Source organism: Glutamicibacter sp. X7, from assembly GCF_054889245.1.
This window is the reverse complement of record NZ_CM142678.1, coordinates 1862586-1885752: the sequence shown is the minus strand read 5'-3', so window position 1 is coordinate 1885752 and position 23167 is coordinate 1862586. Positions and strand designations below refer to the sequence as shown.

Genomic DNA, 23167 nt, shown 5'->3' with positions numbered 1-23167 from the left:
ATATGACCGCTGCGTCAGTAACCGTACTGGCAGGCCCAACGGCCGTTGGCAAGGGAACCGTCTCCACTTATATCCGCGATAACTATCCGGATGTATGGCTCTCGGTTTCAGCCACCACTCGGGACCCGCGTCCCGGCGAAGTGGAAGGGGTGCACTACTACTTTGTGGGCCCGGAACGGTTCGAGGCGCTCGTCAAGGACGGGCAAATGCTCGAATGGGCGGTGGTGCACGGACGCAATAGCTACGGCACCATTCGCAGCACGGTAGAGGACGCGGTGGCCCAGGGCAAGAAGGTTTTGCTCGAAATTGACCTGCAGGGTGCCCGGCAGGTCAAGGAGACCATGCCCGAGGCAAAATTCGTGTTTTTGGCCCCGCCGTCGTGGGAGGAATTGGTGCGTCGGCTCATTGGCCGCGGCACCGAATCCGCCGAGGAACAGCAGCGTCGGCTGGAAACCGCTAAACTGGAACTTGCGGCTGAGTCGGAATTCGACGTGACCATCGTTAATGACGATGTTGCACGCGCCGCCGAAGAGCTTGTCGCCCAAATGGGGCTGAGGAATGAATAAGGGGAGTCTTGTGACCACCAACCTAGAGGGAATCATCAACCCGTCGATCGACTCGTTGCTGACGACCAATGACTCGAAGTACGCACTGGTCTTGAACTCGGCCAAGCGTGCTCGTCAGATCAACGCATACTACGCGCAGCTCAATGAGGGCCTGTTCGAGTACGTCGGCCCGCTGGTGGAGACCAAGGCCAACGAGAAGCCGCTGACCATTGCGTTACGCGAACTCGACGAGGGTCTGCTGAAGGTTACCGCGGCCGCCGAAGAGGCCTAAAACGTCGCTACGGCGCCCTGAGATCAGGGCGCCGTTTCCTTTTTAACGAGCCAGAAAGCTATAGCGTGAAGCGAATTGTCCTAGGGGTCTCGGCCGGCATTGCGGCCTACAAATCGGTCTTGCTCCTGCGCCTGCTGCGCGAGGCCGGACACCACGTCGATGTGATTCCCACCCCCAGCGTGGAAAAATTTGTGGGAAACGCCACCTGGGAGGCGCTTTCGGGCAACCCGGTGACCGCCGATGTCTTCGACGCCGTGGATAGCGTGAACCACGTGCGCTTGGGTCAGCAGGCGGATTTGGTGCTTGTCGTGCCGGCCACCGCCGATCTGCTGGCCAAGGCCGCGAACGGGCTGGCCACGGACTTGTTGACCGGAACCCTGCTCGCCACCCGCGCCCCGGTGCTCATGGCCCCGGCGATGCACACCGAAATGTGGCAGCACCCGGCGACCGTTGCCAATATCCAGACGCTCAGCGACCGCGGCGTACAGTTGATCGGTCCGGCCGAGGGGCGACTAACCGGTACCGATTCGGGCCCCGGGCGCATGGTGGAACCCGAGGAGATCTTTGCCAGGGCCACCGCGATGCTCAGCGAGCCGCTGTTGGCCGGGCGCAAGGTACTGATCACCGCCGGAGGCACCCGCGAACCGCTGGACCCGGTGCGCTTCTTGGGCAACCGTTCGTCCGGGCGCCAAGGCGTGGCTCTGGCCCGTGCCGCCATGGATGCCGGAGCTAGCGTGACCCTCTTGGCCTGTAACCTCGAGGTTCCCGCGCCGCTTGGAGCCAAGGTGATCCAGGTCGGCAGCGCCAGTGACCTGCACGCGGCGGTGTTTGAGCACGCGCCGGGCCAGGACGTGTTGATCATGAACGCGGCGGTGGCCGATTTCCGCCCCGACACCATTGAGCAGTCCAAGATCAAAAAGCGTGATGAGCATTCGGCCCCGGTGATCTCACTGGTGCGCAACCCCGATATCTTGGCCGAGGTAGTTGCGGCTCGCGCCACGCAACCCGAGCTGCCTCCGCTGGTGGTCGGCTTCGCCGCAGAAACCGGGGACGCGCAAGGCAGCGTGGAAGACTACGGCCGCGCCAAATTGCAACGCAAGGGCTGTGAAATGCTCGTGGTCAACGAGGTCGGCACCAACCTGACCTTCGGACAAGACACCAACGCCGCCCAGGTGCTCTTCGCCGATGGCCGCACCCCGGTGCACAGCGCCGGAAGCAAGCTCGAGGTGGCCCGCGTGGTCATCGAACAGGTCGCTGACGTCATAAATCGGCAACAGACCGTCACACAGTGAGCGGCACCACGTGACCCAAAGTCACGGAAAGTATCAACGTTGAACATCAACAGTATGAGAACAGATAGAGTAACTAGGTGACTTCATCAACCCCCGAATTGCGCCTTTTCACCTCCGAGTCCGTCACGGAGGGGCACCCGGATAAGATCTGCGATCAGATCTCCGACGCCATCCTCGACGCCATGTTGGCTCAGGACCCACATTCCAAGGTCGCCGTCGAAACGCTGACCACCACCGGTCTGGTCCATGTGGCCGGCGAGGTGACCACCGACGGTTATGTTGAAATCCCCGAGATCGTGCGCCGCACCATCCTCGACATCGGCTACGACTCCTCGGCCAACGGCTTCGACGGCGCCCGCTGCGGCGTATCGGTATCCATCGGCCAGCAGTCGCAGGAAATCCACGACGGGGTGTTCAATTCTCTCGAAGCCCGCCAGGGCCTGGCCAAGGATCCCCGCGACCTGCAGGGAGCCGGCGATCAGGGTCTGATGTTCGGGTATGCCTCGGATGAAACTGATTCGCTGATGCCCACCCCGATCTTCCTGGCCCATCGGCTCTCCGAGCGCCTGACCCAGGTGCGCAAGAACGGCCGCCTGCCCCTGCTGCGCCCGGATGGCAAGACCCAGGTCACCATCGGCTACGACGGGGAAACCCCGGTCAGCATCGACACCGTGGTGGTCTCCAGCCAGCACGCCTCGGAGTACGAGCTGGACACCCTCAAGGCCGATCTGCTCGAAGAGGTCGTCACCCCGGTTCTGGAGCGTTCGGGCCTGGACACCTCGAACACCAATGTCATTCTGAACCCTTCGGGCCCGTTCATCATCGGTGGCCCGGTGGGCGACGCCGGGCTGACCGGCCGCAAGATCATCGTCGACACCTACGGCGGCTACGCTCGCCACGGTGGCGGTGCCTTCTCCGGTAAGGACCCGTCGAAGGTGGACCGTTCGGCGGCCTACGCCATGCGCTGGGTAGCCAAGAACGTGGTCGCCGCAGGCCTGGCGCGACGCGCCGAAGTGCAGGTGGCCTACGCCATCGGCGTGGCCCGCCCGGTGGGTCTCTACGTGGAAACCTTCGGCACCGAAACCGTCGATCCGGCAAAGATCACCGCCGCGATCAACGAAGTCTTCGATCTGCGCCCGCTGGGCATTATCGAAGATCTGGATCTGAAGCGTCCGATCTACCAGAAGACCGCAGCACACGGCCACTTCGGCCGCGACGATAAGGACTTCACCTGGGAGCGCACCGACCGCGTCGAGGCGCTGCGCAGCTACTTCAACGCCTAAAGGTCCGTCGGTGGACCAACAGGCCCTGATCGAAGCACCCGAGCCACAGCGCGCCGCGCATGTGGCTCGGGTGCTTATTGAATCTGCGCTGCCACATCTTGATCGCCCCTTTGACTACCTGATCCCGCCGAGCATGCGCGAGCAGGTCCAGGCCGGCGTGCGAGTCAAGGTCCCCTTCGGTGGTCGGCAACTGGCCGGTTTCGTGCTCGAGGTGCTCGACGAGCTACCGGTCGAACATAAACTCAAGCCGCTGGCCAAGCTCGTATCACCAACCGTGGCGCTACATCCCGAGATTGCGCGGCTCGCGCAGGCCGTGGCCGAACGCTACGCCGGCACCCTGTGGGATGTGGTGCGACTGGCCGTCCCGGCACGAGCCGCACGGGTCGAGACCGAGCAACGCGAGTTGCGCTATCCCGAACTGCCACCACGCCAGGGGCAACTTGATGAGTATGCCGGCGGAGCCGAAAGCGCCGGTCGGTGGGCGGCAGGCCAGGCCCACCGCGCCGTGGTGACCTGGGCCCCGAATAATCAGGGGTCCTGGCCCGGGTTTCTGCTCGATGCCTGCCTGCCGGTCTTGGCCGCCGGACGCCGCGCGCTGATTGTGGTGCCCGATGCCCGCGACCTGCAACTGCTGGCGGCCTACCTCGATAGCGAACTGGGACCCGAAAGCTATGCACGGCTACATGCCGATGATGGCCCCACGCCGCGCTACCGGAACTATCTCAAGGCCATCGGTGGGGAAGTGCCACTGGTGATCGGTACCCGGGCCGCCGCGCTCTGTCATGTGCCGGATCTTGGGTTGATGATCATCTGGCAGGATGATGACGCCTCCCACCGCGAACAGCGTGCTCCATATCCGCACGCTCGGCAAATTTCCCTGCTCCGAAGTCAGCTCGACGAGGTGGGTCTACTCATCGCCGGTACCTCGCGCTCGGTTGAGGCACAACGGCTGGTGGCCACCGACTGGGCCCAAGAGCTCAAGCTCCCGCGCGCCCTACTGCGTGAACGTGCCCCACGGGTAGTGGCGGCGGCCAGCGACTTTGAGCTCGAACGCGATCCGGTGCTGGCTCGAGCCCGCATCCCGGCCTTGGCCTGGCGGGAGGCCAGCGCGGCCCTCAAACACGGGCCGGTCCTGGTACAGGTAGCGCGCACCGGGTTTATGCCAGCCATTGCCTGCCAGAACTGCCGCTCGCTGGCCCGCTGCCTGGACTGCCAGGGACCGTTACAGCTCAGCTCTTCCGGCGCGGCCCTCAGTTGCCGCTGGTGTGCCCGCACCTACCGGAACTATGCCTGCCAAACCTGTGGCTCCACGCAGATTCGCGCCGCCTCGGTCGGCAGTGAACGCACCGCCGACGAGCTGGGCCAGGCTTTTCCCAGCGTGCCGGTACTGTCCTCCACGGGTGCCAAGCCGCTGTTCGAGGTGCCCGATCGCCCGGCGCTGGTGGTCAGTACCCCCGGCGTGGAGCCGGTGGCCGAGGCCGGCTACCGGGCGGTGCTGCTCCTCGACGCGCAGAAGATGTTGGCCCACGATGCCTTGCGTAATGCCGAACAGGTGCTTGCGCGTTGGTTTGCCGCGGCCAGCCTCGCCCGGGGCGACGGGGTAGTGGTGCTCACCGGCGACCCGAGCGTTGCCGGTGCCGCGCTGATTCGCTATGACCCGGCCGGATTCGCCGAGCGGGAACTGGCCGAACGGCGCGAAGTTGGCTTACCCCCAGCGGTGCGTAGCGCCATCGTCTCCGGGCCCGGTGCCGGTCTGCTGGTGCGGCGGCTTCAGGCGCCGGTGCAGGTACACGGACCGACCATCCTTGAAGGTCCGCCACTTGAGCACCGTTATGTGCTGTTTTTCTCCTATGCCGATGGCCCCGCGGTGACCGGGCAGCTGCGTAGCCTGCGCGCCCAGATGGCCGCGGCCAAGGAACCGGTGGCGCAGGTGAGCATCGACCCGGATCAGGTGCTGTAAGACGGCGATCGTGCGGACCACAATACGAACTACGTGCAGCCCAAGACATGGAATCGTCCGGATCTTTTGTTGTCACACACAAGAGCATCTCGAGACGTGCCTCGACTTGACGGACCGCTGGAGATTCAGAGTTCGAACTGTGAAGTGTGCGATCAACGACCGACCGCTGCTTGGATAATCTAGTCTGCAGAGCTTCGATACTGGATATCCGTTAGGCGCCTTGAGTCGAGCCGGTGCGAAGGTTTCCTAGGAGGGCGCCGAGGCCAGCAGCTAACACATGCCCTTGTTTCAGCGGCAACCACCAGCATTCCCAGGTTTCGGGTAGTCCGCCGTGTGAAGGATCGGTCTCACCTGCGATCCAGCGGCGCGTCAAGTCTTGTGGTGCTACCGACAACTCGAAAAAATGTCGGCGAGCGATTTCATTTCGTGCCGGTCGAATATCGTAGGTCGCCGTTCCGAGGCTACGAACCACAGAACCGGTCAAGCCCGTTTCCTCACGTAGCTCGCGTATCGCCGCACGATCGGGTGATTCTCCGGAGTGAATCGAGCCGGCGGGCACCTGAACGCCGGTTACCTGCAGAAGATGCTGCAAATGTGTGAAAACCAGCAAGTGGTCGTCTTGGACTACGTAGCATACGGCTTTCTCAGTGACAACGGGCATATGTGGAGCCTATCAGCGGGAGAGAACTCGCTATCGAAGCATCAAAGACACGATGGGACTGGCGGCAGGCCCACAGGGGCGATGAGCTTACTGAATGGACTTCGGAGGCATCGGCCTGACGTTGCCCAACAGACGAGAGGGGATCGGTTAACGCCGTGTGTTAGGAACTTGACGAGGCGTCGGCCGCTCGGCGGCGTGCGGAGATCTCGCGCAAGAAACCGGTGATCGCCGCGGCAGTCTGCTCGGCCTTCTCATAGTGGATCAGGTGGCCCACGCTTTCGAGCATTACCAGCCGGGCGTCACCGAAGGCATCGCGCAGTCGTTCTTGGCTGGCCGGGCTACCCAGCTCATCCTGGGCCCCGGCCACCAACAGTGTGGGAAGGTCCAGCGCCGGTGCGTAGTCGAGCACGGTGCTGGTAATCGAGGCGCGGTAGGCCTCGGCCAAGGTGTGCCGGGAGTGGAAACCACCGAAGTAGGCGCGGTGCTGCTCCCGCACGTAGGCGCGCACCGCAGGGTCCTGACTTTTGGTCATCACCAGGCTCATCGAATCCGTGAACATGCGCGAGCGCAACAAGCCCTCGCCGATTCCGGTCGGGAGCGCGGCACAGAGCCGGTAATAGCCGCTGGTAATCCCGGCCAACAAGGCCTGGCTGGATTCCAGGGCAGGTTCGGAAATTGGGTTCAACAGTAGCAGTGCGGCAAAGTCACGTTGGGTGGCCAATTCGGCCGCCACAATAGAGCCGAAGGAGTGCCCGAGCAAGACGGTGCTCTGCGGTAGGTCAAGCTCATCGGCCAGGGCCGCCAGCAGTTCCGTATATCCGGGCACATCATGGGTGCCGGACATCGGGGTGGAGGCGCCGAAACCCGGAAGGTCCGGAACGATGACGGTATATCCGGGCAGTTGCGCAACGATCCGGGCCAGGCCATGGTGATCGCCGCGGAAACCATGAACGGCGAAAATCACCCCGCGTTTACGGGCCGTTGCCGGGTAGCTGAAAACCTTCAGTTCGCTGCCCAATAGGTGGTGGGTGGAGACAAGTTCTTCACGTGCGGCCATGGCAAAAGCCTACCCGCCCAGCAGCGCCATGGCGGTACCCTCGTCGATGATCAGGTCGGTAATTAGTTCCCCGGCTAGGGCGCCGCGCACCGCCTCGAGTTTGCCGCGCCCGGCCACCACGCACAGCCGGCGGGGCACTTCACGCAACATGTCGAAGGTGGGGCCGGTGGCCCGCGCGTTGATTTCTATGGTGTCGCTGCGACCTTGAGCGTCGAAGAACACCGTGGCCACGTCGCCCACCGCGCCGAGCCGTTCGAGTTCCCGCAGTTCGGCCTCGCTGAGATAACCGCCCCGGTAAACCTGCGAGGTGACCGTAGAAGCGGCGGCGCCGAGGGAGAACACGGCCAGGGACATGTCGCGTTGCACGCGCAGCACGCGCTGCACGGAGGTTTCGGCCCACATCGCCTGCCGGGTTTCGGCCCGGTCAAAAAAGGCGGGGACCGGAAACTGTTCGATGCGTGCGGTAAAGGACTCGCCAAAACGGGTGAGGATTTCGCTGGCGTAGCCCACCCCGCTGGTGACCGGGTTGGCCGCGCCATTGAGCTGCACGATCACGGTGTCGTGGGTGGGGTGACTGCCCAGGGCGGTCGACAACGCTTGCATGGTCGAGCCCCAGGCGACTCCGATGGTCATGGAGGAAGAGACCATGGTGCCCAAGACGTAGGCCGCATGGGCGGTAACTCGCTGGAGAAGTTGGGTGTCGTCCATGGACCCGTCGGTGGGGACCACCTGGACCGAGATGCGGAACCGCTCGGAGAGCTGGGTGCTGAGCATGGCCGAGAGGTTCGCCGCCGGATTGATCTTCACCGAGACCATCCCGGTGCGTTTGGCATGCGCCAGAAGCCGGGACACCGTGGAGCGCGAGGTTCCCAATTCCCGGGCGATGCTCTCCATTTTCATGTCCTGCACGTAGTAGAGCTGCGCCGCACGTAAGGCATCCCGTGTTTTGGGATCCGCGTGCACGGATGTGTCATGCACATAGCGCCGTGACCCGACATTTGACCGCTTTTCCGCCATCGTTCCTAGCAATTCTGCACGTATGTGCAAATAGTTTGACCGCTTTGTTCCATAGTGACCAGACTAACCCTTGAAAAGACCATTTCGTACTTAAGGGTGAGTATTCGTGAATCGAAAGCAGCTCGAGGACCTCCGCGCCAATCCGCAGGCACGCGTCTTAATTGTTGGCGGCGGCATCAATGGCGTAGCGACTTTCCGCTACTTGGCCATGCAGGGGATCGACGTGGCGCTCGTGGAACGCGGGGACTACTGCCAGGGCGCCTCCGGGGCCAGCTCGCACATGATTCACGGCGGCATCCGCTACCTCGAAAACGGTGAATTCCGCCTGGTCCACGAGTCCGTGCAGGAACGCAATTCGCTACTCGAGATCGCCCCGCACTACGTCAAGCCGCTGCAGACCACGATCCCGATTTTCTCCACCTTCTCCGGCATTCTCTCCGCTCCGCTGCGCTTCTTGACCCACAAGTCCGGCAAGCCCACCGAGCGCGGCGCCGTGCTCATCAAGCTCGGCCTGATCATGTATGACGTATTCGCCGGCCTGGGCGGACGTAACACCCCATGGCACAAGTTCCAGCTCGGCGCCAACGGCCGCAAGGAACTTCCGCAGCTTCGCGACGACGTGAAGTACACCGCCACCTACTTCGACGCCTCGGTGCACAACCCGGAGCGCCTGACCCTCGACGTGCTACGCGAGGGACTCGAGGCCAATGACAAGGCCCGCTCCAGCAACTACGTGTCGATGACTGGTTTCGAAGGCGGCAAGGCCCGACTGCGCGATGAATTGACCGGGGACGAGTTCGACTTCGAAGCCGATGTAATCATCAACGCCACCGGCGCCTGGGTGGATCTGACCAACGAGCAGCTGGGGAAGAACACCAAGTGGACCGGCGGCACCAAGGGCTCGCACATCGTGCTCGATCACCCGGAGCTGCTCGCCGCCACCGGCGGACGCGAGATCTTCTTCGAGCACTCCGATGGCCGCATCGTGCTGATCTACCCAATGCTCGGCCGCGTGCTGGTGGGCACCACCGACCTCGAGCACGATATGCGCGAACCGGCCGTGTGCACCGACGAAGAGATCCAGTACTTCTTCGATCTGGTTCACCACGTCTTCCCGAAGCTGAACGTCACCAAGGACGACATCGTCTACAGCTTCTCCGGGGTACGCCCACTGCCGAACCACGACGACACGGCCCCCGGCTTCGTCTCCCGCGACTACCAGGTCAAGGACACCCGCCTGACAGATAAGACCACCATGCTTTCGCTGATCGGTGGCAAGTGGACCACCTTCCGCGCCCTGAGCGAATCGCTCGGCGGCAAGGCCCTTGAGCTACTCGGTGCCCGCCAGGTCGCCAGCACCGCCGGGGTGGCCATCGGCGGCGGTAAGAACTACCCGAAGAACGAGGGTGAGCTCGCCGCCTGGTTCGCAGCCCGTGAGGGGCAGGCCAGCCGCCAGCGGCTGCAGGTCCTGCTCGAACGCTACGGCACTCGCGCCGACGAGCTGCTCGAGATCATCAAGGACGGTGAGCAGCCGCTGGAGCACAGCGACGAACTCTCCGTCGAAGAACTGGCGCATATGGCCGCCAATGAACAGGTCGGACGCCTGATCGACGTGTTCATCCGCCGTACCAACCTGGCCTTCCGGGGCCTGGTTACCAAGGATTTGGTGCATGAGGTCGCCGACGGCCTCGCCGCACCGATGGGCTGGGATTCCAGCCGCAAGGAAACCGAAATTGAGCACGCGCTTTCGGTGCTAGCCGATGCACACCAGGTGCAGCTCGTCTAGCAAATTCATCACTGGTATCAAAGAGGTGCCAGTTCGTCGAAACATTAATGAGGTCAACGTTGTCCGCTAATGTGTTTTTTGCCGAAATGCTCGGCACGTTTATGTTGTTGCTACTTGGTTGCGGCGTGGTCGCCAACGTCGTACTGGCCAAGACCAAAGGTAATGGAGCCGATTGGCTGACCATCGCTTTCGGTTGGGGCCTTGGCGTGTTCGCCGGTGTGTGGGTTGCCGCGGCATCCGGCGCGCACCTGAACCCTGCCGTGACCGTCGGTTTGATGGTCAACGGTGACGTCCAGGAGTTCGCCCCGGGCGTCGATAAGACCTTCCTGAACATGCTGCTCTACTTTGTCGCCCAGATGCTCGGTGCCTTCCTCGGTGCCGTCGGTGCCTGGCTGTCCTACAAGCAGCACTTCGACGAGGAGCCCGAGGCCGCCAGCAAGCTCGGCGTCTTCTCCACCGGCCCGGCCATCCGTTCCTACGGGTGGAATCTGCTTACCGAGATCGTCGCCACCTTCGTGCTGGTCTTCGTGATTGCCGGCTTCGGTAAGACCCCGCACGGTCTGGGCCCACTGGCCGTGGCCCTGCTGGTTGTCGCCATCGGTGCCTCCCTCGGTGGCCCGACCGGCTACGCCATCAACCCCGCACGTGACCTTGGCCCGCGTATCGCCCACGCCCTGCTCCCGATCAAGGGCAAGGGTTCGAGCGACTGGTCCTACGCCTGGGTGCCGATCGTCGGCCCGATCATCGGCGGTGCCGCCGGTGGTTTGCTCGCCATGGCCATGTTCTAATCATCGATCAGCGAAAGTGACATCGAAGTTATGAGTACCACTAAGTACGTCATCGCCATCGACCAGGGAACCACCTCGTCGCGCGCCATCGTTTTCAACCACGCCGGAGACATCGTCTCCGTCGGCCAGCTCGAACACGAGCAGATCTTCCCGGCCGCCGGCTGGGTTGAGCACGATCCAGCCGAAATCTGGAACAACGTGCGCGAGGTCATCGGTCAGGCCCTGTCCAAGGCCAACCTGACCCGCCACGATATCGAAGCCGTGGGTATCACCAACCAGCGCGAAACCGCGGTGGTGTGGGATAAGAACACCGGCGAAGCCGTGTACAACGCCATCGTCTGGCAGGACACCCGCACCCAGGACATCGTAGACGAATTGGCCGCCAATGGGGGAGTGGAACGCTACAAGGACCGTGTTGGTCTGCCGCTGGCCACCTACTTCTCCGGCACCAAGATCAAGTGGATCCTGGACAATGTGGACGGCGCGCGTGAGCGGGCCGAAGCCGGAGACTTGATCTTCGGTAACACCGACACCTGGGTGCTGTGGAACCTCACCGGCGGCGTGGACGGCGGCGTGCACGTCACCGACGTTACCAACGCCTCGCGCACCCTGTTCATGGACCTGAAGACCCTGACCTGGGATGAAGAGATCCTCGCGGACTTCGGCGTTCCGGTGAGCATGATGCCCGAGATCCGTTCCTCCTCCGAGGTCTACGGCACCGTGGCCGGCAACCAGCTGTTGCGCGAGGTGCCGGTAGCCGGCATTCTCGGCGACCAGCAGGCCGCAACCTTCGGTCAGGCCGCCTTCGACTCGGGCAAGGCCAAGAACACCTACGGCACCGGTTGCTTCTTGATCTTCAACACCGGTAACGAGATCGTGCACTCCTCGAACGGGTTGCTCACCACCATGGCCTACAAGCTCGGCGACAACGCCCCGGTCTACGCCCTCGAGGGCTCGATCGCCGTGGCCGGTTCGCTTGTGCAGTGGCTGCGTGACAACATCGGCATGATCGCCACCGCCCCGGAGATCGAGAAGTTGGCAGAACAGGTTGAGGACAACGGCGGCGTGTACATCGTGCCGGCCTTCTCCGGCCTGTTCGCCCCATACTGGCGCTCGGATGCCCGCGGTGCGATCGTGGGTCTGACCCGCTACGCCAATAAGCATCACATCGCCCGCGCGGCACTGGAGGCCACGGCCTTCCAGACCCGTGAGGTGCTCGATGCGGTCAACGCCGACGCCGAGGTGCCGCTGACCGAACTGAAGGTCGACGGCGGCATGGTTGCGAATGATGCGCTCATGCAGTTCCAGGCCGACATTCTCGGTGTACCGGTGGTCCGCCCGAAGGTCACCGAGACCACCGCACTGGGTGCGGCCTACGCCGCTGGCCTTGCGGTGGGCTTCTGGAAGGACCTGGGCGAACTGGGTTCGAACTGGTCCGAAGACAAGCGTTGGGAGCCACAGTTGGGCGAGGAGGAGCGCGAGCGCCGTCTCCGTCTGTGGAAGAAGGCCGTCACCCGCACCTTCGACTGGGTTGATGAAGACACCAAGGCCTAATCAATACCGGTAAAACCGACGCGCACCCCGTGATAGATGTTCAGTCAATTGGACATCAATCACGGGGTGTTCGCGTTTTAGCCACCGAACCGAGGCCGCATTAATCGCGCAATCTATTGCCGAAAAATCCCGGGAATAGGACATACTGGTTTTAATCATTCGAGAATGTCTTTCGCCCCGCGCCTCGGGCGGTGGACCCCAAGGACGGAGCGGGGCATGTACGGAGCCATCCAGGTCATTCAGAGCACGCCGGGAGAGCAGGAGCTGGTGCTGCTGACCAAAGAATTTGCTGAACGGGTAGACCTCGAGGAACAGGTTCACGAATTGCAGGTGGCCATGCGTTATATGCACGATGCACGGCCATTGGGTGCAGATAGCCCGCGGCTCATTGCGGTGATCGTCGATGAAATCGATATTGAACTCGACTCATTCGAAATCAGCGAACCCGTGGCCTACACCTTGCTCGAAATTGACGATCCTAGCCTCGAAGAACTACGCGAACGCGCCCTAGCAAACCAGCGCGAAGAGAGCATCTATTAGAGTCAGCCCTCCGCTACCGGAGCACCGCGCACCGCCGGGGTGTGAGCGAGCGGACACGAAGCCGATTCCCACTGCGCTCTGCGGTAGAATCGGCGTATGAAACCCCAGTGACACCGGCTTTTGCCGGAGTCGACACCCTCGTGAGTGAACGGGGGTGTTTGCACGTTATGGGAGTTAGCCCCTTTTCCGACCGTTTTGTGAGACGAGCTCAGTGACATCAGCGACGAACGAGACCAGTACATACGACTTTAAGACCATCGAGGCCAAGTGGCTGCCGAAGTGGGATGAACTTGAGGTCTTCAAGCCCGCCGACGACGGCACGGCCGAGCGCCGCTATGTACTAGATATGTTCCCGTACCCCTCGGGCGACCTGCACATGGGTCACGCCGAGGCCTTCGCCATGGGCGATGTGGTGGCACGCTACTGGAAGCTCAAGGGCTTCGACGTGATGCACCCGATCGGTTGGGACTCCTTCGGCCTGCCGGCCGAAAACGCGGCCATTAAGCGCGATGCCCACCCGGCCGAGTGGACCTACAAGAACATCGACACGCAGGCCGCCTCCTTCAAGCGCTATGCCATCAGCGCCGACTGGTCCCGCCGCCTGCACACCTCGGACCCGGAATACTACCGCTGGACCCAGTGGCTGTTTGCCCGCTTCTACGAGAAGGGTCTGGCCTACCGCAAGGACCACCCGGTGAACTGGTGCCCGAAGGACCAGACCGTGCTGGCCAACGAGCAGGTCGTCAACGGCGCCTGCGATCGCTGCGGCACCACGGTGACCAAGAAGTCCTTGAACCAGTGGTACTTCAAGATCACCGAGTACGCCGATCGCCTGCTCGAGGACATGGAGCAGCTCAAGGGCCACTGGCCCGAGCGCGTGCTGCTCATGCAGAAGAACTGGATTGGCCGCTCCGAGGGCGCCGAGGTCGAGTTCGCGATCGAAGCCACCGAGGACAAGCCGGGCAAGACCATTCCGGTATTCACCACCCGTCCAGACACCCTGTATGGTGCCACCTTCATGGTGGTTGCGGCGGACGCGGCGCTGGCCGATGAGCTGGTGACCGACGAGCACCGCCAGGCGCTGAGCGACTACCAGGAGCAGGTCAAGGCGCTTTCGGAGATCGAGCGCCAGTCCACCGAGCGTGAAAAGACCGGTGTATTCACCGGCCGTTACGGCATCAACCCGCTCTCGGGTGAGAAGCTGCCGATCTGGGCCGCCGACTACGTGCTGGCCGATTACGGCACCGGCGCCATCATGGCGGTGCCGGCACACGACCAGCGCGACCTGGACTTTGCCCGCACCTTCGACCTGCCGGTCCGCGTGGTCGTGGACACCGGCGAAGAGAACCCAGCCGAGAGCGGCGTAGCCACCAGCGGCGAAGGTACCTTGGTGAACTCCGGTGAGCTCAACGGCCTGAACAAGGCCGAGGCCATCGCCAAGGCCATTGAGATCATCGAGGCTGCCGGGACCGGCAAGCACACGGTGAACTTCCGCCTGCGCGACTGGTTGCTCTCCCGCCAGCGTTTCTGGGGAACCCCGATCCCGATCATTCACTGTGTTGATTGCGGCGAGGTACCGGTACCGGATGATCAGCTGCCGGTGCGTCTGCCCGATAACCTGCGCGGTGAGCAGCTGGCTCCGAAGGGCACCAGCCCGTTGGCCGCGGCCGAGGACTGGGTCAACGTGCCCTGCCCGCGCTGCGCCAAGCCGGCCAAGCGCGATACCGACACCATGGATACCTTCGTGGACTCCTCCTGGTACTTCCTGCGCTTCACCTCCCCGAACTACACCGAGGGCCCATTCGACCCGAAGGCCGTGCGCGACTGGATGCCGGTGGGGCAGTACGTCGGCGGTGTGGAGCACGCGATTCTGCACCTGCTCTACGCACGCTTCTTCACCAAGGTGATCCACGACCTGGGCCTGATCGACGCCACCGAGCCATTCAGCGCGTTGCTGAACCAGGGGCAGGTACTCAACGGCGGTAAGGCCATGAGTAAGTCGCTGGGTAACGGCGTGGACCTGGGTGAGCAGCTGGACAAGTTCGGTGTAGATGCCGTGCGTCTGACCATGGTCTTCGCCTCGCCGCCAGAGGACGATGTGGACTGGGCCGATGTTTCCCCGGCTGGCTCGCAGAAGTTCCTTGCGCGTGCATGGCGCATCGCTCAGGACGTCGCTAGCGCCCCGGGCGTGGACTACGGCACCGGAGACAAGGCACTGCGCCAGGTCATCCACCGCACCGTCAACGAGTCGGCCCAGCTGTTGGACTCGGGCAAGTTCAACGTGGTGATCGCCAAGACCATGGAATTGGTCAACGCCACCCGTAAGACCATCGATTCCGGTGCCGGCGCCGCCGATCCGGCCGTCCGCGAGGCTGCCGGCGTTACCGCCCAGTTGCTGAGCCTGTTCGCCCCATACACGGCCGAAGACATGTGGGCCCAACTCGGTTACGAAGCCTCCGTAGCCACCAGCGCCTGGCCCGAGGTTGACGAGTCCCTGCTGGTGGATGACACCATCACCGCAGTGGTACAGGTCAAGGGCAAGGTGCGCGCCCGCCTCGAGGTGTCCGTTGACATCAGCGAGGAAGAGTTGCGCGAGCTGGCGCTGGCCGATGCCAACGTCGTGCGTTTGCTTGATGGCAAGGATCCGCTCAAGGTGATTGTGCGGGCCCCGAAGCTCGTGAATGTGGTTCCCGCACCGTAAGCTCGGATCATGAACGAACGCAGCGCAGGAGCGCGGACCGGGTGGCTGTCTCGATGGCGCCCGGGCCGCGCTCCTGCGCGTTCACGGATCGGGATTGTTGTCGATTCGGCCAGTTGTCTTCCCGAGGAATTTTCCCACGCGCCAGACCTCATCGAATTAACCATCCCGATTATTGTCGACGATGAGGTCCAAGACGGCGACACTCAGGCACTGCTCATGGGTTTGGCCATGGGCAAGGCGGTACGCACCTCCCGCCCGGCACCGGGACAGTTCGTTTCGACGTACACCCGGCTACAGGAAGCCGGGTGCAAGGAAATCGTCTCGGTGCACCTTTCCGGAGCACTGTCGGGGACCTTCGAAGCAGCTCGGTTGGCGGCATCCCAGGTGACAATTCCGGTGCATGTCATCGACACACGCACCGCGGCGGCACCCATAGGTTTTGCGGTCGCCGAAATGGCGCGTGCACGGGCCGCCGGGGCAGATGTTGAGCAGTTACTGTCTCTGGCCCGACAGGCCGAGAAGTACGCGGTCTACTTTGCGGTGCCTTCCTTGGAAACCCTGCGTCGAGGAGGACGGATTTCGGCCGTCTCGGGTGTCCTCGGAACGCTGCTGAACGTCAAGCCGATCCTCGGGATCAACGACGGGTCAATTGTGGCGTTGGAGAAGCCGCGCTCCTTCGAACGAGCCCAAGGGCGCCTGGTGACGTTGGCGCGCACGCGGGCCGCGGCGTGCCAGGGACCGGTGCGAATCGGCGTCATGCACTTTGGCGCCGCGGAACTCGCCCAAGAAGTCGCCGCCGAACTCTCCGATATTGGCGAGGAAGCGGTTCTGGTGCAGTCGCTTCCGGCGGTGCTGGCCGCGCATACTGGGATCGGGGTGCTCGCCATTTGCGTAGCCGGTCTTCCCGCCGAAGAAGAACCAAGTATCGAGGCAAACTAGCCCCATACAGATCCTTTGGGCTTTGCTGTTGCACCGGTCAGGTGAAAAGGCGATCGGGGTGTCCGCCTCGATGAGGGCCGGATCTGGCTCTCCACGACCCATTGGGATTCCATCCGCGACGCTCTACGTATAGCAATGCGCGGGCTCGGCGACCTGTAGGTCCGTGATGCTGGTGCACGTCTCTATCTGCGCACTCACGAATTATTTGGGCGAAGACTGATGCGCTGTAGCGGCCACTTTCGAGTCTGCTACCGGAGAGCGGGCGTAACCACCCGCGCCTTGTTCCATGCAGCGATTGTTGCGACAAGCGCAATGACGAGCATCAGATGCACGGCCGGGTCCATTGCAGCCTGACGAATCCACCCTTGCCATCCAGTGAGTGACCCATCAGCGTAGCTCGTACGTGCTGGCATCATGGCAATCAGCCCGATCAGACCGTAAAGAATTAAACCGAGCGTGCAGAGAGCGAATCCGAGGCGAAAGTAGACATATGACCATTGCCCGGGTTTTGTTCTGGGTGTTGCGAGAGCAAGTGCTATCAACGTGCCAATAGCCAGAATCCCGACCCACTGAAGAACTGGCAGACCGCGGCCAATCACCGTAACTACTTGGTTAGTGAGGTCCAGCCCGACACCTGAACGCACTCCATCGGCTTGAATCAAGAGCAGTCCCACACTAAGCACATAGACCAAGGAACAGATTGCCCCCGCAACAAAGCCGAATATCTGCCGCAACATATCAATCCTTCCCACCACAACCGGAGCGATGGTGAATGCGTAGCCGAGCATAGGGCTCGGATTTCCTGCGGTTACACCTGTCCTTGGCATTTCGGGCTGATAGCTCGGCAATAATTCAGCCCACAATGAGGTGAATCACATTACCTATCTTGACGCTATCATGAGCGGTTTCAAGAATCTACGGCCCTCTGGCTCGTGAAATTTAGTCTAGCTTGCACAAAAACGCACTGGAGTGCGCATATTCTCAGCGCATCGAGGTCCAGCATTAGTAGGGCGTTAGGCCGACAATGAGGCACGTAATTTCGCGAGATCCGTCGCGAGTTGATGCCTTCCTCTTGAACTGAATACCGGGAGACTTCGATAAGGTATGGCTTCACCTCCCACGCTCTAGTGCTGTCACTATCACGCGTGAAAGGCGAAGTCGGAGCGAGGTGATTTCTCCGGAGTCCACAACATTCTTGTGCGGAAAGCGCGCCACTATTTGTTGCGGGCCATCATGAAAGCCATCGTAGGCGATCGGTTGAAATAACGGCTCTTACTGCTGATCGCAGTAATTCACAGTACGGCGGAACCACCACCAAAACCTTAAGTCCGCGAATTTCCAACACACTGCGTTGCACAGCACTGGACCATTCACCTCGGCCCGATATTAGCCCTTGGGCGAGCTTCTTGGCGGGAATGAGGGTCCTGCGAATAAGCAACCGGAATTCCACCTCTCCCGTATCCGTAACTGCAGCGAAATGGTCCGGCACGTTGAATTAGGCCATCGGATATGGGCACTGCTCACCGGTCGCCTGCTCGCCTGTCGTCAGATTCGGGTCGGGCCGATCCACAGCTGGGAAGCGGATGATCCCGAGCCGCGACACCGGAGTGGACACTGTGGCGTATGGGCCGCCACGATCTCTTCAGCAGCTTCGCTCCGCGCCCGGCGCGGCTACGCTTTGCCGTGTCCAGAATCGCCGTACTTGCCCTACTCGCCGCTGTGCTGACGTGGATGGTGGCCTCACTGCTCATATCCCCACCGCCACGCTCCGAAGCGCAACATCCGTTGCCGCTCCGAGAGGAATCCTCGCAACCCCAAGGCCCCCAAGACACTACGAGCTCGGCTCCAGGCGACTCAAGCACGACCCAGAGCCCTCCCGAGGGCGCAGTAGTAATGGTGCACGTGGTCGGGGCGGTGAAAAATCCTGGGGTCTACCGCCTTCGCAAGGGCGAACGCGCGATCGATGCGGTGACCGCCGCCGGGGGACTGCGCAAGGACGCGGAAGACTCTGGGCTCAATCTCGCAGCCGTTCTCATCGACGGCTCGCAACTCTACATTCCCACCCATGACGAGACTACCCAGCGGAGGCCAGACGGCCCCGGGCCTGCTGCGCCGGTGACCTCGCACACACAAGAGCTAATCCCGCTGAATTCCGCGGACGCCCAGCAACTGGAGCAACTTCCCGGAATCGGCCCCACGCTGGCCGAACGCATCATCGACTTCCGCACCGAACATGGCGGCTTTCGCGATATTGCCGAACTCGACGCCGTGCCCGGGATTGGCCCTGTACTATTCGAGCGACTTAAAGATCGTGTCTCGGTGCCATGAGCACCGACCTTCGCGGGCTTTGGTTACTTACCGGAGCCTGGGTGTGTGCACTGCTTCGTCCCGACCCCATCGTGGCGGCGCCCTTAGCTGCGGTGATCTTTGTGCTCACCGTGCTTCTGCTGCGCCAGCGACATGCTACGGGCTATGCGGCCCCCTGGTTCACCGCCCCATTGTTGCTAGCCCTCGCGGCACTGGCCATGGTCGGGCTATCGGTGGTTCAACCACAATGTGAGCTCCCCGGCCCGGCGGAGCAATCCCGACGTGCACGCGTAGAGTTTCGCGAAATCGTGGCCCCGAAAATCGATGGCAGGGTGCAAGGTCGGGCGCAGCTGTTGGCCTATCGGCAATCGGACCAGCACAGCCCCGCGTGGCAGTCTTGCACACTGGATATTTATCTCACGCTTCCCAAGGCGCCACCGGAACACGCACAGACCCTTGAAGTGCTACTCAGCTTGGAGCGCAATGATACTGGAGGCTCGATCGACTGGTGGGCGCGAGGACTCTCCGAACCGAGCGTGCTCTCCTACAGAACTTCCTCTATCGCGGACCGCGTTAAGGCTCGGTTACCGGCCATGCTTGAGGGAGCACCGGAACAGGGCCGCGCGCTACTGCCGGGGATGTTGTACGGCGACCGTTCGGGCCAGGATGAAGAACTCAGCGCGGCCATGAAACTCACCGGGCTCAGCCATTTGACGGCGGTCAGCGGCTCGAACTGTGCCCTGCTGACCGCACTGGCTCTACGATGTTTGCGGGCACTGGGCCTTGGGCGCTGGAGTTCGGGGCTCGGCGCACTGAGCGTACTAGGGCTCTTCGTCGTCTTCGTGGGGCCGGACCCGAGCGTGCTGCGTGCAGGGGTCATGGGCGCCATCGGCGCCGTCGCACTACTAAGCGGTCGTGGGCGCGGCTCGCTGGGCGTGTTGTCCTTTAGCGGGTGTATTCTGCTGGCCGTTAATCCTTCACTGGCAACCGAGCCAGGTTTTGCGCTGTCCATGCTGGCGACCCTGGGCATCATCCTCTTTGGAACTGGGCTCAGCGACGCGCTAGGTCGCTGGATGCCGAATCTTCTAGCGCAGGCCACCGCGATCTGCCTGGCCGCACAGCTGACCTGTTTGCCGATAATTATCGCCCTCTCGGGAAGCTTGAGTCCGTACACCGTCCCGCTGAACCTGATGGCCGCGCCGCTAGTTCCCGGAATTACGGTGCTTGGACTTTTCGCCTTGCTGCTGGCAGGGGCGCTGGCCCCGCTCGCTCAGGTACTGGCCCACATGGCGGTGTGGCCTGCCGAGCTGATCGGTCGAGCGGCGCTGCACGCGGTGAACTTGCCCGGGGCTGCGAGACCGTGGCCCGAAGGTGCGGCCGGTCTCTGGCTGGCAGTGGCGGTGAGCCTTGGACTGAGCGTCATTCTGCTCGGCCGGCTTCATGCCGAGCGGCCAGTAGCACAGCGGATTTTGCGCTTTGCGCTACCGATGACGCTCGTGGTGCTCGTCGCCGCAATGTTCCCGCTGAGCCTGCTATTGCCGCCGAAGTTGCCCAGCGACTGGGACATCGCCCTGTGCGACGTGGGACAGGGCGATGGAATGGTGCTCAATGCTGGCTCGGGGGCCGGTTGGTTGATCGACACCGGCCCACCGGAAAGCGAGATCCTCGGCTGTTTACGTTCCTTAGGGGTACGCGAACTACCACGGGTCTTTCTCAGCCATGAGCACGCCGATCATATTGGCGCGCTGCCACAACTACGCACCTCGGGGCTCCCTATCGGGAAGATCTTCATCCCGGAGGGCTTCGATCCTTCGCTTGTCCCGGAGGCAACGGTCCTTCGGCAGGGGGAGCGCGGTGGGACACCCGAGCTTTCCTATGCGGTGCTCGGCCCGACGCCCGGAGAGAGCTCAAGTAACCCCAACGATCATTCCCTGGTGTTGCGGTTCGAGTTCGATACCGCAGGCGAGAGCGTAGCGAGCCTCGTCACCGCCGGGGACATGGAGCAAGAATCGATGGCGGCGCTCTTACGGCGCCGACCTATCGCACCGGCTACCGTGCTGAAAGCCTCCCATCATGGGGCGCGTAACGGGGGAGCGGACATCATTGAAGCGGTACGACCCCAACTCTTTCTTATTTCGGTCGGCGCGCAGAACAGTTATGGTCATCCGCACGCACAAATCCTCGACCGGGCTCGCGCCGTAGGAGCAAGGATCCTGCGCACAGACCACTCGGGCACGGTTCTGGTCACATTCGACGCCGAGCAGATCCGAGTGAACACGATCCGCTGGCCGGTTCGATAAGATCGAGGCTGCACCCAATTGTCTTGAAGGAGCACGATGGCACGCGCCCAGACCCCGGCGGGGATCCCCTGGCGGGACCTGCAACCCCAACCCCTGATTCTGCTCAGCGGCTCGGAAGATTATTTGGCGTCGCGCGCTTTCGAAGCCATGCGGCGGGCCGCCATGGGACGCGGAGACATTGGGCACACCGTGCTATCGGCCTCGGGCTACGAGCCAGGATCGTTGCTGATGGCCACCAGCGCCTCACTCTTTTCAAGCGCCAACCTCGTCGAGGTCCACAATCTGGCGACGATGAACGAGGACTTCCTCAAGGATGGGCTCAAATATTTGCAGGACCCGGCCCCAGATACCGTGCTGATCATGCACCATTCGGGAGGAACCCGCGGTAAGAAGCTGCTGGATGCGGTGAAGAAGGCCGGGGCAGTGGTCGTTAATTGTCAGCCGCTGAAACGCGACAGCGAAAAGATCGACTTCGTGATGGCCGAGTTTAAGGCCGCCAAACGCCGGATCACCAATGATGCGGTTAAGGCCCTCGTCGCGGCCGTTGGATCCTCGCTCTCCGAGCTGGGGGCCAGCGTGCATCAATTGCTGGAGGACACCACGGGCGTTGTCGACGAAGCCGTGGTGGATAAGTACTACGGCGGTCGAGTCGAGGCTACCGCGTTCAAGGTGGCCGACGCGGCCGTGTCGGGCAATGCGTATTTAGCCTTGGCCACCTTGCGTCATGCCTTGGATACCGGCACCGATCCGATTCCGGTGGTCGCCACCTTAGCGATGAAGGTGCGATTGATGGCCAAGGTGCTTGGCGTGAACGAGCCCGCCGCGCAACTGGCCTCCGAACTGGGCATGGCGCCATGGCAGGTACAGGCGGCACAGCAGCAGTCCCGCGGCTGGAAACGTGCCGACGTGGCAGCCTGCGTCGAGCATGTGGCGCAGACCGACCGCATGGTCAAAGGTGGCGGCAAGTCGCCGGGGTATGCCTTGGAGCGGGCGGTACTCTTCATTGCCGGTAAGGCTCCGCGCTAGCGGTTAGAAACGAGTTAAAAACAGTTCGGCCCGGTAGATTCCGAAGAATCTACCGGGCCGAACTATGAAGCTTCGCTTTGCTTAGAGGGCGTTAACCTTCTGGGCAAGGGCCGACTTGCGGTTTGCTGCGTTGTTCTTGTGCAGCACACCCTTGCTGACTGCCTTGTCCAGCTTCTTGCCGGCCAAGCGCAGAGCGTCGGTTGCCTTCTCCTTGTCACCGGCTGCCACGGCAGCGTTGACGTTACGGATCACGGTCTTGACCTCGGAGCGGACTGCTACGTTACGCAGGCGAGCCTTTTCGTTGGTCAGGATGCGCTTCTTCTGGGACTTGATGTTAGCCACTTAATAAACTCTCTCGTTTATCGTCTTATACGGTCGGTAGAGGGTTCATCCTTCAAGCCATCGACTGAGCGGTGTGGGGCACCTATGGCGACCCGAAGGGGGCGGTCCACCCAACCAGATGGACACACAAGCATTAACCCTAGCACATTGGGCCGGTCAGACCCACGTGACTTAGCGCTCGTTGAGCGCCTTAACTACGCGCTCGAAACGCCGACGATCCAGCACGGCACCCTCGCGGCGAATGCCATCCGGGGCAAGGCGAATAATGCGGTCAAGTTTGACCTCGCTTTCGCGACGTTGCCGGTCCCAGTCGCCGGTCCCAATATCGAGGTAGTCGGGATCCTGCGTGCGCCCGTTGCCGTGATCCTTGCTGGTGAGCATGAGCCCCAAGAGCCACCGACCATCACGGCCAACGACCAGTACCGGGCGGTCTTTGCCCTGGGTGTGATCCTCTTCGTAAGGAACCCACGACCAGACGACCTCGCCGGGATCAGCTTGACCGTCGAGCTCCGGTGCATATTCGAAGGTGACCCGTCCGGTGAAATCTCCGGGATAGCCCTCGGCCACTCGGGTCGTGCCCGCCGGGTTCGCGGTGCGGTGCGAACGCTGCGCAGGGGCCTTTTGGGAGGAAGAAAGTACCTTGAAGACCTGGTTTACGACCCTGAAGATCTTCTCAACGTTGATTGCCATAGCTGACAAACTATCAGCACGCGATGGCCTAACTACGGATCCGCAGTGTAGTCATGAGAGAATGAGGGTTAATTCTGCATGTAACTT

Annotated in this window: 20 protein-coding genes; 14 read left to right on the top strand and 6 right to left on the bottom strand. The window is 62.4% G+C overall.

The genetic code is table 11. From position 1 onward, the window contains the following. The first annotated feature begins 2 nt into the window (after positions 1 to 2). The 5 genes from gmk (at position 3) to ACYU0X_RS09075 (ending at position 5372) form a co-directional block, all read left to right on the top strand. A complete protein-coding gene (gene gmk / locus ACYU0X_RS09095; RefSeq protein WP_309407074.1) occupies positions 3 to 566 on the top strand; it encodes a guanylate kinase in 564 nt (187 codons plus the stop codon). A gap of 10 nt (positions 567 to 576) precedes the next feature. Then, on the top strand, positions 577 to 837 hold the full coding sequence (gene rpoZ, locus ACYU0X_RS09090) for a DNA-directed RNA polymerase subunit omega (RefSeq protein ID WP_309407076.1): 261 nt from the start codon (positions 577 to 579) through the stop codon (positions 835 to 837). Positions 838 to 902: 65 nt separating this feature from the next. Then, positions 903 to 2129 carry a bifunctional phosphopantothenoylcysteine decarboxylase/phosphopantothenate--cysteine ligase CoaBC gene (coaBC, locus tag ACYU0X_RS09085; protein WP_418906680.1) on the top strand — a complete coding sequence of 409 codons (1227 nt, stop codon included), beginning with the start codon at positions 903 to 905 and terminating at the stop codon, positions 2127 to 2129. A 77-nt stretch (positions 2130 to 2206) separates the two neighbouring features. After that, positions 2207 to 3412 (top strand): methionine adenosyltransferase, encoded by a 1206-nt coding sequence (gene metK / locus ACYU0X_RS09080; protein ID WP_309407079.1) that lies wholly within the window; start codon positions 2207 to 2209, stop codon positions 3410 to 3412. Between the two features lie 10 nt (positions 3413 to 3422). Beyond that, positions 3423 to 5372, top strand: a complete 1950-nt coding sequence (locus tag ACYU0X_RS09075; protein ID WP_461900316.1) for a primosomal protein N' family DNA-binding protein — start codon at positions 3423 to 3425, stop codon at positions 5370 to 5372. A 211-nt stretch (positions 5373 to 5583) separates the two neighbouring features. Here the strand turns inward: ACYU0X_RS09075 and ACYU0X_RS09070 are convergent, their stop codons facing one another. From ACYU0X_RS09070 to ACYU0X_RS09060, 3 genes are all read right to left on the bottom strand, one after another. Beyond that, positions 5584 to 6033, bottom strand: a complete 450-nt coding sequence (locus tag ACYU0X_RS09070) for an NUDIX domain-containing protein (protein ID WP_418906678.1) — start codon at positions 6031 to 6033, stop codon at positions 5584 to 5586. A gap of 160 nt (positions 6034 to 6193) precedes the next feature. Continuing rightward, positions 6194 to 7090: an alpha/beta fold hydrolase gene (locus ACYU0X_RS09065; protein WP_461900314.1), complete on the bottom strand. Its 897-nt coding sequence runs from the start codon at positions 7088 to 7090 to the stop codon at positions 6194 to 6196. A gap of 9 nt (positions 7091 to 7099) precedes the next feature. Beyond that, on the bottom strand, positions 7100 to 8068 hold the full coding sequence (locus ACYU0X_RS09060) for a sugar-binding transcriptional regulator (RefSeq protein ID WP_418906676.1): 969 nt from the start codon (positions 8066 to 8068) through the stop codon (positions 7100 to 7102). Between the two features lie 145 nt (positions 8069 to 8213). Between ACYU0X_RS09060 and ACYU0X_RS09055 the strand changes: the two genes are divergently transcribed. From ACYU0X_RS09055 to ACYU0X_RS09030, 6 genes are all read left to right on the top strand, one after another. Next, on the top strand, positions 8214 to 9893 hold the full coding sequence (locus tag ACYU0X_RS09055; RefSeq protein WP_461900312.1) for a glycerol-3-phosphate dehydrogenase/oxidase: 1680 nt from the start codon (positions 8214 to 8216) through the stop codon (positions 9891 to 9893). 101 nt (positions 9894 to 9994) lie between these two features. Continuing rightward, a complete protein-coding gene (locus ACYU0X_RS09050) occupies positions 9995 to 10681 on the top strand; it encodes an MIP/aquaporin family protein (RefSeq protein WP_418909325.1) in 687 nt (228 codons plus the stop codon). 30 nt (positions 10682 to 10711) lie between these two features. Continuing rightward, positions 10712 to 12235 (top strand): glycerol kinase GlpK, encoded by a 1524-nt coding sequence (glpK, locus tag ACYU0X_RS09045; protein ID WP_418906674.1) that lies wholly within the window; start codon positions 10712 to 10714, stop codon positions 12233 to 12235. A 216-nt stretch (positions 12236 to 12451) separates the two neighbouring features. Next, positions 12452 to 12775: a hypothetical protein gene (locus ACYU0X_RS09040; protein WP_461900310.1), complete on the top strand. Its 324-nt coding sequence runs from the start codon at positions 12452 to 12454 to the stop codon at positions 12773 to 12775. Positions 12776 to 12986: 211 nt separating this feature from the next. Further along, entirely contained in the window at positions 12987 to 15476 is a 2490-nt protein-coding gene (leuS, locus tag ACYU0X_RS09035) for a leucine--tRNA ligase (RefSeq protein WP_418906672.1), read from the top strand. A gap of 9 nt (positions 15477 to 15485) precedes the next feature. After that, positions 15486 to 16415 (top strand): DegV family protein, encoded by a 930-nt coding sequence (locus tag ACYU0X_RS09030; RefSeq protein WP_461900308.1) that lies wholly within the window; start codon positions 15486 to 15488, stop codon positions 16413 to 16415. A 248-nt stretch (positions 16416 to 16663) separates the two neighbouring features. On the opposite strand, the gene ACYU0X_RS09025 is transcribed toward ACYU0X_RS09030, so the two are convergent. Next, the gene (locus ACYU0X_RS09025) at positions 16664 to 17203 is read right to left on the bottom strand and encodes a hypothetical protein (RefSeq protein WP_461900306.1); all 540 of its coding nucleotides are present in this window, start codon (positions 17201 to 17203) and stop codon (positions 16664 to 16666) included. An 835-nt stretch (positions 17204 to 18038) separates the two neighbouring features. Between ACYU0X_RS09025 and ACYU0X_RS09020 the strand changes: the two genes are divergently transcribed. The 3 genes from ACYU0X_RS09020 to holA are packed head-to-tail and all read left to right on the top strand — an operon-like array spanning position 18039 to position 22048. Continuing rightward, positions 18039 to 18743 carry a helix-hairpin-helix domain-containing protein gene (locus tag ACYU0X_RS09020; RefSeq protein WP_461900304.1) on the top strand — a complete coding sequence of 235 codons (705 nt, stop codon included), beginning with the start codon at positions 18039 to 18041 and terminating at the stop codon, positions 18741 to 18743. Then, entirely contained in the window at positions 18740 to 21022 is a 2283-nt protein-coding gene (locus tag ACYU0X_RS09015) for a ComEC/Rec2 family competence protein (RefSeq protein WP_461900302.1), read from the top strand. Before ACYU0X_RS09020 ends, ACYU0X_RS09015 begins: the two co-directional genes overlap by 4 nt. Before the next feature lie 36 nt (positions 21023 to 21058). After that, positions 21059 to 22048, top strand: a complete 990-nt coding sequence (gene holA / locus ACYU0X_RS09010) for a DNA polymerase III subunit delta (protein WP_418906668.1) — start codon at positions 21059 to 21061, stop codon at positions 22046 to 22048. Positions 22049 to 22129: 81 nt separating this feature from the next. On the opposite strand, the gene rpsT is transcribed toward holA, so the two are convergent. Continuing rightward, positions 22130 to 22390, bottom strand: a complete 261-nt coding sequence (gene rpsT / locus ACYU0X_RS09005; RefSeq protein WP_309407099.1) for a 30S ribosomal protein S20 — start codon at positions 22388 to 22390, stop codon at positions 22130 to 22132. 171 nt (positions 22391 to 22561) lie between these two features. Then, positions 22562 to 23080, bottom strand: a complete 519-nt coding sequence (locus tag ACYU0X_RS09000; RefSeq protein WP_418906667.1) for a type II toxin-antitoxin system PemK/MazF family toxin — start codon at positions 23078 to 23080, stop codon at positions 22562 to 22564. Between the last annotated feature and the right edge of the window lie 87 nt (positions 23081 to 23167).

Coding starts and splice junctions, on each gene's coding strand:
- ACYU0X_RS09040 (WP_461900310.1), top strand. CDS start 12,452: ATGTACGGAGCCATCCAGGTCATTCAGAGCACGCCGGGAGAGCAGGAG.
- holA (WP_418906668.1), top strand. CDS start 21,059: ATGGCACGCGCCCAGACCCCGGCGGGGATCCCCTGGCGGGACCTGCAA.
- ACYU0X_RS09065 (WP_461900314.1), bottom strand. CDS start 7,090: ATGGCCGCACGTGAAGAACTTGTCTCCACCCACCACCTATTGGGCAGC.
- ACYU0X_RS09015 (WP_461900302.1), top strand. CDS start 18,740: ATGAGCACCGACCTTCGCGGGCTTTGGTTACTTACCGGAGCCTGGGTG.
- ACYU0X_RS09020 (WP_461900304.1), top strand. CDS start 18,039: ATGGGCCGCCACGATCTCTTCAGCAGCTTCGCTCCGCGCCCGGCGCGG.
- ACYU0X_RS09030 (WP_461900308.1), top strand. CDS start 15,486: ATGAACGAACGCAGCGCAGGAGCGCGGACCGGGTGGCTGTCTCGATGG.
- glpK (WP_418906674.1), top strand. CDS start 10,712: ATGAGTACCACTAAGTACGTCATCGCCATCGACCAGGGAACCACCTCG.
- ACYU0X_RS09000 (WP_418906667.1), bottom strand. CDS start 23,080: ATGGCAATCAACGTTGAGAAGATCTTCAGGGTCGTAAACCAGGTCTTC.
- gmk (WP_309407074.1), top strand. CDS start 3: ATGACCGCTGCGTCAGTAACCGTACTGGCAGGCCCAACGGCCGTTGGC.
- ACYU0X_RS09025 (WP_461900306.1), bottom strand. CDS start 17,203: ATGCTCGGCTACGCATTCACCATCGCTCCGGTTGTGGTGGGAAGGATT.
- ACYU0X_RS09070 (WP_418906678.1), bottom strand. CDS start 6,033: ATGCCCGTTGTCACTGAGAAAGCCGTATGCTACGTAGTCCAAGACGAC.
- ACYU0X_RS09050 (WP_418909325.1), top strand. CDS start 9,995: ATGTTGTTGCTACTTGGTTGCGGCGTGGTCGCCAACGTCGTACTGGCC.